Source organism: Aquimarina algiphila (genome assembly GCF_007489275.1).
GTDB lineage: Bacteria > Bacteroidota > Bacteroidia > Flavobacteriales > Flavobacteriaceae > Aquimarina > Aquimarina algiphila.
In genome coordinates this window covers 15,709-28,851 of sequence record NZ_VLNR01000064.1, presented here as the reverse complement: position 1 = coordinate 28,851, position 13,143 = coordinate 15,709, and the positions used below count along the sequence as shown (strand labels likewise).

Annotated in this window: 24 protein-coding genes; 1 reads left to right on the top strand and 23 read right to left on the bottom strand. The window is 32.4% G+C overall.

Annotation, left to right across the window (positions count from 1 at the left end; all coding sequences use genetic code 11):
• Positions 1–2: 2 nt before the first annotated feature.
• The 13 genes from FOF46_RS23575 to FOF46_RS23525 form a co-directional block, all read right to left on the bottom strand.
• The gene (locus tag FOF46_RS23575; protein ID WP_143918173.1) at positions 3–1,517 is read right to left on the bottom strand and encodes a hypothetical protein; all 1,515 of its coding nucleotides are present in this window, start codon (positions 1,515–1,517) and stop codon (positions 3–5) included.
• Positions 1,514–2,080 carry a hypothetical protein gene (locus FOF46_RS23570; RefSeq protein WP_143918172.1) on the bottom strand — a complete coding sequence of 189 codons (567 nt, stop codon included), beginning with the start codon at positions 2,078–2,080 and terminating at the stop codon, positions 1,514–1,516. The genes FOF46_RS23575 and FOF46_RS23570 overlap by 4 nt, the downstream gene beginning before the upstream one ends.
• The gene (locus tag FOF46_RS23565) at positions 2,077–2,439 is read right to left on the bottom strand and encodes a hypothetical protein (RefSeq protein ID WP_143918171.1); all 363 of its coding nucleotides are present in this window, start codon (positions 2,437–2,439) and stop codon (positions 2,077–2,079) included. The genes FOF46_RS23570 and FOF46_RS23565 overlap by 4 nt, the downstream gene beginning before the upstream one ends.
• 104 nt (positions 2,440–2,543) lie before the next feature.
• A complete protein-coding gene (locus FOF46_RS23560) occupies positions 2,544–3,002 on the bottom strand; it encodes a hypothetical protein (protein ID WP_143918170.1) in 459 nt (152 codons plus the stop codon).
• Positions 3,003–3,016: 14 nt separating this feature from the next.
• Positions 3,017–3,190, bottom strand: a complete 174-nt coding sequence (locus tag FOF46_RS31755) for a hypothetical protein (RefSeq protein WP_167571930.1) — start codon at positions 3,188–3,190, stop codon at positions 3,017–3,019.
• Positions 3,190–3,687 carry a hypothetical protein gene (locus tag FOF46_RS23555; RefSeq protein ID WP_143918169.1) on the bottom strand — a complete coding sequence of 166 codons (498 nt, stop codon included), beginning with the start codon at positions 3,685–3,687 and terminating at the stop codon, positions 3,190–3,192. Before FOF46_RS23555 ends, FOF46_RS31755 begins: the two co-directional genes overlap by 1 nt.
• On the bottom strand, positions 3,684–3,833 hold the full coding sequence (locus FOF46_RS31750) for a hypothetical protein (RefSeq protein WP_167571929.1): 150 nt from the start codon (positions 3,831–3,833) through the stop codon (positions 3,684–3,686). The genes FOF46_RS23555 and FOF46_RS31750 overlap by 4 nt, the downstream gene beginning before the upstream one ends.
• A 10-nt stretch (positions 3,834–3,843) precedes the next feature.
• Positions 3,844–4,407, bottom strand: coding sequence for a hypothetical protein (locus tag FOF46_RS23550; RefSeq protein ID WP_143918168.1), 564 nt, complete (start codon positions 4,405–4,407; stop codon positions 3,844–3,846).
• The gene (locus FOF46_RS23545) at positions 4,404–5,756 is read right to left on the bottom strand and encodes a phage terminase large subunit (protein WP_143918167.1); all 1,353 of its coding nucleotides are present in this window, start codon (positions 5,754–5,756) and stop codon (positions 4,404–4,406) included. Before FOF46_RS23545 ends, FOF46_RS23550 begins: the two co-directional genes overlap by 4 nt.
• Entirely contained in the window at positions 5,734–6,183 is a 450-nt protein-coding gene (locus FOF46_RS23540) for a terminase small subunit (protein ID WP_143918166.1), read from the bottom strand. The genes FOF46_RS23545 and FOF46_RS23540 overlap by 23 nt, the downstream gene beginning before the upstream one ends.
• A gap of 2 nt (positions 6,184–6,185) precedes the next feature.
• Complete coding sequence (locus tag FOF46_RS23535; protein ID WP_143918165.1) at positions 6,186–6,728, bottom strand: SPFH domain-containing protein; 543 nt, start codon at positions 6,726–6,728, stop codon at positions 6,186–6,188.
• A 6-nt stretch (positions 6,729–6,734) separates the two neighbouring features.
• A complete protein-coding gene (locus FOF46_RS23530; protein WP_143918164.1) occupies positions 6,735–6,944 on the bottom strand; it encodes a hypothetical protein in 210 nt (69 codons plus the stop codon).
• On the bottom strand, positions 6,941–7,369 hold the full coding sequence (locus FOF46_RS23525; RefSeq protein WP_167571928.1) for a recombination protein NinG: 429 nt from the start codon (positions 7,367–7,369) through the stop codon (positions 6,941–6,943). Before FOF46_RS23525 ends, FOF46_RS23530 begins: the two co-directional genes overlap by 4 nt.
• Positions 7,370–7,633: 264 nt before the next feature.
• Here FOF46_RS23525 and FOF46_RS23520 point away from each other — a divergent pair, with 264 nt between their 5' ends.
• Positions 7,634–7,939 carry a hypothetical protein gene (locus FOF46_RS23520; protein WP_143918162.1) on the top strand — a complete coding sequence of 102 codons (306 nt, stop codon included), beginning with the start codon at positions 7,634–7,636 and terminating at the stop codon, positions 7,937–7,939.
• 39 nt (positions 7,940–7,978) lie between these two features.
• On the opposite strand, the gene FOF46_RS23515 is transcribed toward FOF46_RS23520, so the two are convergent.
• The 10 genes from FOF46_RS23515 to FOF46_RS23470 all read right to left on the bottom strand — a co-directional run bounded on the left by FOF46_RS23515 (position 7,979) and on the right by FOF46_RS23470 (position 13,113).
• On the bottom strand, positions 7,979–8,140 hold the full coding sequence (locus tag FOF46_RS23515; RefSeq protein ID WP_143918161.1) for a DUF1737 domain-containing protein: 162 nt from the start codon (positions 8,138–8,140) through the stop codon (positions 7,979–7,981).
• A 518-nt stretch (positions 8,141–8,658) separates the two neighbouring features.
• On the bottom strand, positions 8,659–8,796 hold the full coding sequence (locus tag FOF46_RS31745) for a hypothetical protein (RefSeq protein WP_167571927.1): 138 nt from the start codon (positions 8,794–8,796) through the stop codon (positions 8,659–8,661).
• Between the two features lie 14 nt (positions 8,797–8,810).
• On the bottom strand, positions 8,811–9,008 hold the full coding sequence (locus FOF46_RS23510) for a hypothetical protein (RefSeq protein WP_143918160.1): 198 nt from the start codon (positions 9,006–9,008) through the stop codon (positions 8,811–8,813).
• 25 nt (positions 9,009–9,033) lie between these two features.
• Positions 9,034–9,351 carry a hypothetical protein gene (locus tag FOF46_RS23505; RefSeq protein ID WP_143918159.1) on the bottom strand — a complete coding sequence of 106 codons (318 nt, stop codon included), beginning with the start codon at positions 9,349–9,351 and terminating at the stop codon, positions 9,034–9,036.
• A 37-nt stretch (positions 9,352–9,388) separates the two neighbouring features.
• Positions 9,389–10,390 (bottom strand): phosphoadenosine phosphosulfate reductase domain-containing protein, encoded by a 1,002-nt coding sequence (locus tag FOF46_RS23500; protein ID WP_143918158.1) that lies wholly within the window; start codon positions 10,388–10,390, stop codon positions 9,389–9,391.
• 208 nt (positions 10,391–10,598) lie between these two features.
• Entirely contained in the window at positions 10,599–10,853 is a 255-nt protein-coding gene (locus FOF46_RS23495; protein WP_143918157.1) for a hypothetical protein, read from the bottom strand.
• A gap of 109 nt (positions 10,854–10,962) precedes the next feature.
• Entirely contained in the window at positions 10,963–11,352 is a 390-nt protein-coding gene (locus FOF46_RS23490; protein WP_143918156.1) for a hypothetical protein, read from the bottom strand.
• 430 nt (positions 11,353–11,782) lie between these two features.
• Entirely contained in the window at positions 11,783–12,250 is a 468-nt protein-coding gene (locus FOF46_RS23480) for a hypothetical protein (protein ID WP_143918154.1), read from the bottom strand.
• Between the two features lie 14 nt (positions 12,251–12,264).
• Positions 12,265–12,603, bottom strand: a complete 339-nt coding sequence (locus FOF46_RS23475; protein WP_143918153.1) for a hypothetical protein — start codon at positions 12,601–12,603, stop codon at positions 12,265–12,267.
• A 108-nt stretch (positions 12,604–12,711) separates the two neighbouring features.
• Complete coding sequence (locus tag FOF46_RS23470) at positions 12,712–13,113, bottom strand: SPFH domain-containing protein (RefSeq protein WP_143918152.1); 402 nt, start codon at positions 13,111–13,113, stop codon at positions 12,712–12,714.
• Positions 13,114–13,143 lie beyond the last annotated feature (30 nt).

Here is a 13,143-nt window from a genome sequence, read left to right as displayed (position 1 = left end):
ATCTAAATATTAAAATCTTCATTAAAGTCATCACTGAATTCACCTAGTTTATCAGGCTTGTTAATTTTTATAAGTTCACATTTCGTGACTTTTCCAGGTTTAAATCCTTTTATTTTATTCATATAGAAATAAGCTCCTAATTGTTTTATATATACCTGCTTAAAGAAATCGAACTGTATCAAGTCTATTGAATTAAAAGTCATGGTTGCTTCATACAATCGAGGTTTTTGCAAGAGATTTACAAAGTTGCTATACCATTTAGATATAATCTCGGAATATGTCAAGCCTACAAATGCTGCATATGCCGCATTTGTTAAAACTGTTTTCTGTGATCCATCATCGAAATCATATCTAATTTGACCACTTGCTCTTACTGTGTTGTGCACATATGCTTTTGTTTTTTTGGACTTTACTTCCTTAATGGTTCCATCATCGTTTCTAGTTGCATTGAAGTGAGAAAACGTGAACAGATTATAGCTATTAACATTAATACTTGATTGCTCAGGAACTTTAAAAGGACTAGTGAACATTGTCTTACGATCTTTTAATGTTTCATTATTTACCTCAAAAACCCCATCGGAGAATTCATCTTCCGAGTTATCATAATTGTATTTTAAAACATTTTCTTTTGCATATCCTTTTAGATTGGCATCAACACTGGATGCCGAATTAAATTTTCTGCTTAAATCAACTGTTGGTTGATCGAATGAAAGAAATTCTTGAACCAGAATAAATCTATACTCAGAGGATAAATCTTCTTTATCCATCATTAACCCAAAATCTTGGATAACAGATTTAATAAAACTCTTTTGAGAAATTCCGGATAATAGGTCTTTGAAATTGGTTACTTGTCCTAATATATTTTCTTTAGGATTAGTTATGGTATGAACCCTAGTTGTGAAATCTTCTATTTCAAAAATGTTTATATCCCCGTCATAAGTATACGTATAACCCGATTCTTCAAATATCTTGTCCCATATCCACTTAAAGAAAACAGAAGGCACCTGATACCTTGCATCGATTGGAGAACCATTATTATTTGAGTTCACAAAACCAAAGTCACCTATAGTATAGATATATCCATTCTCCCAAGTATTATTCCATGAATTAACAATAGTATCTCTTGTGAATGTATGATTTATTGAAGAAAAATCAAGATCCGATAAGTCTTTGTTCTCGATTGCATCATAAATAGAATAATTCCCAAACTGAATATTTAGATCATACCCTTTACCATACTTTCTTTTTTTTACTATTCCTTTACCATTCTGAATAGTAGGAATACCATTTCTAAATACATTTACATTATTAATTTTTTGAGGTATATCTGAAGTCTCACCAATAGCCCCAAACATCTCCATGGCAATTCTATTACGTGGTGTCTCGGGTAAATTGAATTTGTTGGTATAATTAGTTTGCCTATCCTTTAAATCAAAGAAAGAATTGATTTGACGGTTTTCTGTAACTACAGATGTACCGAGATCAAGCTTATAATTATTAAAAAATATCTCTGTCATATCAATGTCTGTACATAAGATTTTGGCAATTCTATCTTTAGTCTTATTTCCTCAGTATTATTTTTAGTATTTATTAGAGAATAGTTCCCTTGTTTAACAATTACTTTGATCCAACCACAATATCTAGTTGATAGTTCGCTGTCAATTACTGGTAACTGATCCATATACATATAAACCTCTGGACTTTCTAATACATCCTTAACTTTACGCATATATTTGTACTCTATCCTGTCATATATTTCTACACTCAAAGTGCTTTGTTTTCCTATTTCATGTTTTTCAGAAAATGCAATTATTCTATTATCCCAATCATTTTGAATAGTTCCTAATGACTTGGTTTTAATACTTTCTTTTAACACATTACTAAATAACCAATATTTATAAGCTCCATATCTATTTAACCATTTTACATATACTCCTGAACACTGCTTTCTAAACTCAGTTGCGTAAGTCATATCAGGAACTGGGTTTAATACCGGATCATAATCCAATACTCTCTCTAATCCATTTGCTCTTAGAACCGTGGTTGTATGTGGGTATCCTTCCCATATTGGTAAACTCATACTACAACTTCATTTAAATCAAAATTTAACAATAGGTCGTCATCCACTGGCGGTTCCCCTATTTCAACATCAACTGATTCTGGATATATCCTACATTCTTTCGTCTGAAACACACCATTTACTACAGCGATATCATTTACATTTATCGGAGTTTCGGTTGCATCTTCGAAAGTCATATTAAGCTTAGAGTAGTGATAGCCGTCTGATTCTTTGAATAATGTAGTTGTGGTATAATCAAATGGGTCAGTGAAATTATCTATACTCTCATAAATTAACTTTGTAATATCCAATAAGTTCACAGTCACTTCCCCATCTAGATCAGGACTATACTTAAATTGCCCTGACCTAGAAGTTTTCATAACCATCGTCCAGTCAAACACCAAATTCCCTATAACATTCGAGAATATTATTTTGTTAGGTATGTGAGCTGCTATTATGTTAGCCTCTAAACTTTGTTTTATAATCATGAGAATACTTTTATTATTTCACGTCTTAGATTATCTGCTACCTGCGCGCCTATCTCTGTTCCTAAATCATCAATTATTTTCTGTCTTCTTTGATCTGTAAACACGTCATCAACTAAATCAGAACCTCCTTGTTGATACCAATCTGTACCAGAATTCTTAATTTTTGTAGCCACAGCAAAGGCAACACCTCTGGCTTCTTTTCCTGATATTCCAAGCTTGACATTAACCCATTTTTCAATAGGGTCAATCGGTGGCATTTTACCTGGACTCCTTCCTTGAACGAGTTGCTCGGTATATTCATTAGCTAAAATGGTTCCTCCAGATATTCTACTTTGAATATCAAATGAATCAAGCCAATCACCGGTAGCTTTCATCCCTAGAGATTCATGTTTGTCTTTGAACTCTTGTTCAAGTTCTTCAAGTATTTCTCTTATTTTGGGCTCTAGACTTAGCATTATTCTTTTTCTATCTATTTAAATGAATTACTTTCATCCTTAAAACAATTCCACGATTTGTCAAAGACAGCTATAAGTTCTAGATCACTATCAAAACAAGTTATCTTTTCATCATCATAAGAGATACTTTCAGCATCTAACCAAACAACCTTCCCTTGTTCTAAATTCTTAAAAAATGTAAATCCCATTACTTATAATCCTTTCTTATCATTCCTACTATTTCAAACCCGTCTAAAGTTTGATCTTTATAATTGTATTTTGGCTCATATGAGATATCTAAGAATCCAGCGGGGAAAATGGTACTACAAAACTTATCATCTAGTAAACCTTCTAAACACTCCATTAGAGGTTTCATATATACATTCCACTTACTGCCTTCAATATCATTCTTATCTACTTCACTATACATTTGCCTAGTGAAATCAGAATCCACACCGCAGAATGCTCTGAAACTTATAAGATCATGGCTTAACTCAGATGTACCGAAATCTTTATCAAACTCTTTTATTTGCTTAACCTTAAACCATTCCAACAAAAAGTAATTACAACAATCATCCGTTGAATTCTTCCTGATTAAATTAGTATAGTCTTTACGTCCATAATGAAATTCCCAACAACGACCACACTTTAACGAGACATTGGCCTCATCAATTTTAGTTTCAAAAAATCCAACTACATCTGTCATACTATTTCTACTTTAAAACTCCCTATTGCATTTCTATACCTACGCTTATTTGTGCCATTAGCTATTAACAAATCACCTGTACCGGGCACTATGAAATAAGCTGTTCCTTCAATCTCAAAAGATTCTTTTAGCAAGGTGTGTGACACTTTAAATTTTTTAGTTTTTACCATTTGATTTATGTTCTTCAATCATTATTTCCTGATACTTTCTTTGAACTCTTGACTGTATTTTGTTCATTAACAACTTTGTATATACCATTTCATAAGGCATCTCCTCTATCAATTTCCATTTCAGTAAGTCACCATTCGCCAAGCTATCTATTGCATTTAATGTTCCGAATTGATTTAAATCATTAGCCCCTGCTTGCTCTAATCTCATTACTAATAATTCATCTCCTTCATCTGCTTTATTTAATTTATTTTCAAGTTTGAGTATCATACTTAATTCATCATCAACGTACCTTAAGAAATAGATAAACTCCTTGTAATCTCTAGACATTAAATAATCCTCATCACAATCTGTTAAAAAATAGATTAGCTCAATAATCTTGTTTTGTTTATATAAATCCTTTACTCTATTAACATCTTTATAAGCTATTTTTAGAAGCTCCTTTCCTTCTTTCTTACCAATCTTATTAGAAGGCTTTACATACTTTCTTATAGCTTTCACCTTTTCTAACTCCTTCATATCATCCAACATTAAAAACTCTTTCACTGTCATAATAAAGCTGCTCTTTTAGTTCTCCCTATATTCCTCGGTAAATCAAAATATGCTCTCATTAAAAACATATCACGCCAATCTGGAGAGCGTCCTATATTACTTTTAATTGTTTCCTTGGAAATCACATCAAGCTTATTTAAATCTTTGTTATTCGTTTTTAACTGTTCCAATTCTTCTATAATATCATCCTTGTCTTTTCCTGATAATTCACACGATATATTAAACTCAAATGTGTTAATCATCTTGGCTAACATATAAAGGCATTGTACCTGAAGGTTTTTATAATTCTCAGATTGTCCTTTAACAGCAACAGGGCTTGAATTGTTTGTGAATCCTAATATCTTACAGTTGTCAACTACTCCTCCTCCAACTCCATCTTGATCAGCAATAGAATATATTTTAGGTATTCCGTGCTTCACTCTCATTGCCTTTATACAATCTTGTATTTCTGTGGTTTTAGAAATATCAAAAGAATGAACCTCAATTAAATCCCATCCATCCCATACACCTATCCTTGCTTTATCAGACCCAAACCTCGCTACATCACAAGTGATATATTTCTTTCCGGTAGTTGCTACATGATCATTCTCAAAAATTGAAAGAATGTTATCATAATCACACATTGCCGTTGGATCATCGTCTGCCTCCCAATTCCCATTTAACAACCTTTCCCTTTGGTTTTTGTTTAAGATCCTTCTCAGGTTGTCTAAGTAGCCCTTTGCAAGTCTTTTATTATCCTGTGGTAGAGCTTGTATGAACTTCTTCCATTCTTCCAGTACATTTGCTTTAAACTTCTTGTAATAATCTCGATACAAATAATTCTTAGCAGGGTTACATGTCTGTAAAAGCTTACCTGTTAAACCATACTCATCATTTTTCCATCTTCCAATAGAAGCAGCAAGATTATTCTTAGCGTCTTCCTCAAATTCTCCCGCTTCCTCAATCCAACCTCTTGTCATTTGCATTGAACCAAATCTTGCATACTCTTTATCACTTGGCAAATATTTTGCTTCTAACAAATAAACTATTGATCCATTATGTAATTCGAAAAAATTATCATTGCCATCAAACCTGTAATACCTTTCATCAATTCCCCAATGCTTAAAAACTTCTTTAATAGAAGGTTTGGTAAATTTTCTTAAATCGTTAAGCTTTTTCCTAGCAATGAAATAATGTGTACCTGGATAGGTTAAAGCATCACTAAATATCAAAGAACATCCGAGGTAACTCTTACCAGAGCCTTTACTACCTCCGTATACTATATCTGTTGTGGTATCATCACTCCAATACCTACAACATTCTAATTGCTTTTGGTTACCATGTACATCAAGATTTAGAGTCAATGACATTCATTCCTATTATTTGTAATGGTTTCTTTGGATCTCCTCCTTCATGACTTAGTTCTGTTTTATCTCTCCAACCCATATTCTTTAATGCGAATATTGCTCCTGTAGATGCTTTAGACTCCAAAAGCATTTCGTAATTCATTTCTATATATGTCAATGCTTTTTTTATTATGCCAGAGAAGTCTTTATAATTATCTCTATAATCATAGAGACTTTGTCTATTTTCAAAACCTAAAAACAAGGCTAAACCAGTTACCGTTGGTTTAAAACCTAATACAGGATTAGCTATGCCAGTATCATCAGGTATGTATGAATTAAAATACTCTGATATCCTTTGAATCATTTCTTCTTTGTTTTCATATGTACGTGGTCTACCTATTTTATCTGGGTCTACATTTTTCCAAAACTGATTTCCTTTAGGTGCTGGCATAATTAATCTCTTTTATCCATTGTTATATCTTCATCGTTCCATTCTTGATCCTGAATTAATCTAAATGTCCTTACAACTGCATAGCTCATTATTTTTACATAGTGATATTTCAGTCCAAATTGATCTATTTTTAAACTATCAGATATTGCTTCATTTATTTTTTCTTGAGTACAATCCCATAATACATTCTCAGATATGTATTTTGAAATCTCTCCTTTTATGATATTTACAATTGTTACTTGCGGTTGATGAAGTGTATTGTATAGTTTCTCTACTGAATCAATTGAGTACCCTACGGCTGCACTTATTGTTAATGTTTTATTGTCCTTGGTAGTGATTGTTTGAGGACTTAAGCTTACAACCCTCATTCGAATAGTTTGAACATATATAGAATCAATGAAAGGAATCTTAAAGTGTATTCCCGAATCTATTTTCTTAATGTGTTTTCCTAGTCTAATTCTTAATCCACTCTCCCATGGACTAATAACTTCCCAGAACTTAAAGCTATTTGTTAGGTAATCAATTAATTCTTTTATCCAGTTCATATTTATTTAATCCTTATCGGTTCCTTTATATTCAATTATCTTAACACCATAAACTGAGACTACAATCAAAACAAAAAGAGTTATGAATAATCTAATTCCAAATGGAGTTAACCCTAACCAAACAGATCTAAGTACTATTATTAATTCTATTAAGAGCATTATCAATATTGCAATGATTAAAAACTCACTTATGTTGTTAAAAGGTTTTTTTGTCATGATACTTCTTTTAATTTGGTTGAATAATAGTCTATGATATCTATCAAAGAGGATCTGTCCCATTTAAAAAAAGATCTTCTATACGCTTCAACTGTATCCTGTAAATCTGTGAAAGCTTCTATCCCTATCTTATTGATTAAATTAGGTTCGTACATGACTAGATTACCCTCTTCAAAACAGTTGCAGTGCTCACATTGAAGATTTATATTAAGCTCATTAAATCGTACACAGGAATAAAGCTCAGACTTGAAGTAATGTCCGGCTTGCATAATATCTGCTAGAAATGTGTTTTGACAACTTATACATGTAGCATAATTCCCTTGTCTGTCTCTTGCTTTAATATAAGCATGACATACCTTTCTGGCTTCCTTTAATAATTGAGGAATGGTTTTATCCTTATACTTTTGTATAACAATAGCTCCCAATAAAATAATATTGAATACTGAAACACTCTGGTTGAGTGCGTGACCCTTATTGAAACTAGGGTTTGAACATCCCCAATTAATTTAAGCCGGAGAGCCTGCCGAGAACAATCAATGTTCTAATTACTATAATTCAAAGATACTGATTAATCGTCATTTACACAAAACAAATATGGTTTATACACAAAAACAATACAGAAATAACTTATTAACATAATTTCAAGTTAATTGGAATTATTCCTAATTTTGGGAAATATCCCTAATAACATGTTAAATAAATCTCAAAACGCTATAGATGTCAATCCAGAGTTTATCGAAAAGAAGATAAACCGTGCGTATTGTGGTCTGTCTTACATTAAAGTAAATGATTCAGGGAAGAAGTATGCATATCTTAAAAATAAAGTATACTCCTATTTTAATGGTATTAAGAAATATTCTGGTAAAAGAAGTGAACGAGCGTCCAAAAAAATATTTACAGAACTAATTGATAGATATAAGAATTTTGAATGTGATGATATTCTATATTATTTTAATGATAACTCAGGGCTTTGGATGTGGCATGAGGTACGCTAAAAAACTAGTTCTTTATATTCCACTGGCTTTGTAATTTCTTCATTTCCTCTTAACAATAGATTGGGAATATCTAACTCCCTGCTCGGTTCCATAAAACAATACTGATACTCCTCCTACGGGTAACCAATCATCATCCAAAAAAGTATTTACTTTATCTTCTAGCTTTTTTTCTGATGTATCTGATAGTATTCGATATTTCATATAGTATTTGTGTATTAAATGTTGGTCAATAAATTATAGTAACCTTATGATGGCTAACTCTAACAAGTATAACATTTTTATCAAATAACAATATCATAAATTAAAGAAAAATTAACAATTTACACATAATTTCTTGGCGCTTATTGTTTAGTATTTTGTTTTAAAGTTTAGTTATAATCTTCATATTCGTCATATACTTTAGCCCCAATGGGTAGAATATTGTCTTTTAGGCATAACCTATGTCCTAATGATAAATATAAGATTGAGCTTAGTATTAAAGTAATTAAGATAACTACAATTGCTTTCCTCATCATTTCTTTATGTTATTATATATTTCGTTTTGTGATTTGCGTCTAACATTATTTGCAAACATTTTTAATCTGAATTTCAATGTATCCATATCATCTTCGTTCATTGCCTTAACAAGTCTAAATCGTGTGGCAAAATCCTCTATTTCTTTGTCAAAATTCATACTAAACTGTTTTTATATTTTTCTTTCTTTGCTTCTCCTGTTAATTTCATAGGTCTAATTCTTTATTTTTTAATGCATCCCGCAAAAGGCTTACAATTACTTTTTTCGGAAGTTTCATAACTTCTTTTTCCCATTCTTCAACAAATGGTATATAATCCTGTTTTACTTGTCCTATTGATTTCATAACTAGCTGATGCTTTATAAATCATCGTGTTTAAGGAGCATATCATGTAATCTTCTGTACTCACTTACCGGTTCATTTAAGGCTCTTTGCTTGACTTCATTAGCATTTAAATCTGTAACAAAACCACTACCGCAATCTGGGCATAAATCATCATAATCATAAATATGTGAACATTCATCACATATGTAATATGTTCCTGTAAACTCCTCCATAACTATTTATATAAATTAATATTGGTTAATTTTCTCTTTCTTCCTTAGATATTCCTTTTAAATCAGTTCCGAACATCTTGTTCAAAGGATCGATCTTTTCCTGAGAGACACCTTGCAACTTCATTTTTAAATTAAATATCTGTTTTTGCATATCTCTTTCAGTTTTAATTGCATTTGAAATAACTTCCCGATTGCCCTTTATAACAAATTCTTGATGCTCATAATTATCGACTAACAATCTAATGCTTTTTAAAATAGTCCATTTGTGAAAAAACTTTGGAACTCTTTTATAATACCACCAGAAAACTATTTTGTTCAATTTTAAAATTACATTATGTTCCATAATTATAATTGTTTAGTGTTTTATTTAATTTGTTTTTCTAAGATGGTCCACAACTTTCGCCATATGCTCCAGAAGGTAAAACCCAATTTTTTGTAATTATAGCACCTAAATAAATTTTACTTGTAGCCCATACTTTATTCACATTATTAACACTATTATACACTTCCCCTTTTTCAATAAATTGTTCTAATGTTTCACTTCTTTTCATTGTATAACCGAAGTTATTTTCATAGGCAATCAATTGTTTTCCTTCGTTTGGAGATATGTAGAAAGCTGTTTTAAATTGGTCTGCATTTCCGAATATGCAGAACTTACAAGAGCAACGACTGAAACCCAAATAATAACAAGGGTGAACTACTACACCATATCTTTCTATGATTTCCCATACTTGATTTTCTTTCCAGTCTCTTATTGGTCTGGCTCTATCAACTAACCTCTGGCATTTCCCATTTCTCAAATCCGCTCTATCCGATTCAAGCACATTATACTTTGCTCTAGCTGCCGATTCTTCACCTCGCTCACCAGATATTAATAAAGTGCTTTTACCATTAAACCTTTTTTGATTTCTTATTGCTGTTGCGCATATGTCTATTTTCAAATAAGCACTACACCACCTGGTTTTTAAATCTGCTCCAATCTGAGGAAACTTTCTTCTGGTTGATTTCTTTCCTCTGGTTCCTCCTACTTTTCTAATAGGATAATCAAAATCATTAGTCAAATAATCAGTTTCATTATCATACTCAGTAAAAGGAACTTCAAAATGTGTGGGAGATGTTAATGAATCTTGTCTGTTCATTTCTTTTCTGAAGCCACCTTCTTTCCAAGAAAAAAATATTTCAACTCCGAAATGTTTAGCGAATTGCCTACAATAATCCTCAGTCACTTCCCAATCAAATAATATATCGTTTGCTCCATCAACTAAATGATGCCATAACTCAATCTTTTCTTTTGGTATTCCTTGATCTAATAGATTTAAAAAGCATGCTATTGAGTCCTTACCTCCTGAAAATGCAACAATGTATTTATCGTAATCTTTCATTTCTAAATTTCTTTGCTTTAAAAAAGTCGCTTTCCATTCTTGTACCAACGCCTTCAATGGTTTGTATTTTTTTGCAATGTTTGCACGGTTTGTGATGTTAATATTTTACATAGGTGAGAGCTGACATTCGAATTCGTATTCCAGTTATCGTAGTCGTTGTACTGAAACCCTGAAGAACTCCGCTCAACACATCACACAACCTTTAATTCTATAAGAAATATTCTTTGTATAATTCGATAAATTCATTAGCTACATACTCACATACTTGTCTTGAAATAAAGCAAAGGCGAGAGCCGACAAGCGAATACGTAGCCCAGACACCGAAGACGTCGTACCGAAACCCCGACGAACCCTCCTCTAAATCAAACCAAGCTTCATATTTTGTTTCATTATAGTTACTGAAATCTGGCATCCATTCTTTACCATCATTGGCTAGCCTGTTAGCAGCTCTAACTATGATCACGAGTTTTGCATGTGCAATCATTGATTTTCTGTCTNCGTATTCCAGTTATCGTAGTCGTTGTACTGAAACCCTGAAGAACTCCGCTCAACACATCACACAACCTTTAATTCTATAAGAAATATTCTTTGTATAATTCGATAAATTCATTAGCTACATACTCACATACTTGTCTTGAAATAAAGCAAAGGCGAGAGCCGACACACGAATACGTAGCCCAGAGAACGCAGTCGGCGCACCGAAACCCCGAAGAACCCTCCTCTAAATCAAACCAAGCTTCATATTTTGTTTCATTATAGTTACTGAAATCTGGCATCCATTCTTTACCATCATTGGCTAGCCTGTTAGCAGCTCTAACTATGATCACGAGTTTTGCATGTGCAATCATTGATTTTCTGTCTTTTTCTGGGTAACAAGAGAAATCAGGAATCACTTTTTTAGGATCTAATCCTTCAACTTTGCAAGCTCCTTCAAACGTTTTTAAATCTTGGTAATTTTTCATTGGTTTTTGTTTTATTCGATTATCATAAATTTTCTATATACATCAGTAAATTGTTCCCCGGCATATCTTGCTAATTCTGAAGATTTAAAGCAAAGGCGAGAGCCGACAAGCGAATACGAATGCCAGCCATCGTAGTCGTCGTACCGAAACCCCGAAGAACTCATTTTAAACCAAGGATAATATTTATCATATTCACCATTATCCCAATCAGGTAACCATCCTTCATTTAAAGATTTACATAATAATTCTCCTATGTACTGATATTTTAAATGTTCAGGAGCATTGGCAAACATTGTATCGAGTTCTTTCTGAGTGATACCGTTATCTTCCAATATATCATTTATAGTTTTGATACGCTCAGTTANTCCTTCAACTTTGCAAGCTCCTTCAAACGTTTTTAAATCTTGGTAATTTTTCATTGGTTTTTGTTTTATTCGATTATCATAAATTTTCTATATACATCAGTAAATTGTTCCCCGGCATATCTTGCTAATTCTGAAGATTTAAAGCAAAGGCGAGAGCCGACAAGCGAAAACGTACCCCAGCTATCGTAGTCGTCGCACCGAAACCCCGAAGAACTCATTTTAAACCAAGGATAATATTTATCATATTCACCATTATCCCAATCAGGTAACCATCCTTCATTTAAAGATTTACATAATAATTCTCCTATGTACTGATATTTTAAATGTTCAGGAGCATTGGCAAACATTGTATCGAGTTCTTTCTGAGTGATACCGTTATCTTCCAATATATCATTTATAGTTTTGATACGCTCAGTTACCTGTTTTAGAAAAGTCTTCTTTCCTAGTAAATTTTCAAGGAGCTCTCTTCCTTTACTTGATGCATTTTCATGAGCTTTTAATGCTGCTTCTTTTTTGATTTCTAATGTTTCCATATTTAATGTTTGGTTTATACTAATTTTATATCCTCTTTAAATAATTCATGTATATACTCTGCATGTATATCCGCATGGTGTTTGTTCTCTGCACAATGAAACAACAAGTGAATTATTCCTTGATCTCCTAAAGCATCCCTGTATTCATGTCTTTCCTTATTCTTTACCCAAAGTATGAATGCGGTCAAATGTCCTATCTCTCCTAGCTTATTACGATCCTTCAAACACTCTTTGAATTCTTCTATAGTCATTCGAGCATACTCATTGTACTTTCGTTTGCAAAAATTGTAATCAAAAGTGTGCTTGTATGATTGCAGTTTTCTATTCTGTATTTCGTAGGTTAGGCCACTCATGTTGTTTGCTTTTATTTCTTGAAATATTCTCTTATAATTACCATTACACCAAAGTATATAAAGACCGCTATAGGTATTCCAATTACGATAAATACTGTTGCTTTCATCTTATTTTGCCTCTAAAATTGGTAACCCTGCTTCTGTAGGTATATAAATTCTTTCCCCTTTACCATCCTTCAAGCCGGTAATCCATAAGTAACGTAGGTATGCATCATTTCCCTTTAAAGAAGCACCTATGATCTTGTTTGCTTCAGCAACCCCTTTGGCTCGTTCAACCTCTGCTTGAGCTTCAGCTTTAGCAATCTTTATTTTTGCCTCTGCCTCCAAAGTTGCAGCTTCATTTTTAGCCTTAGCCTCTTCAATCATTGCTTTTTTAGAAGATTCAGCTTCCAATAAAATTGCCTTTCCATTACTCTCAGCATCTAGCTCATTTTGCTTTCTGTTGAAATCGTAGCATGATGAAAATAAAAGCAATGATAAAACTGTTAGAATTTTTAATTTAGTTTTCATTTTGTTTGTTTGTTAAATATTGCCTACTCT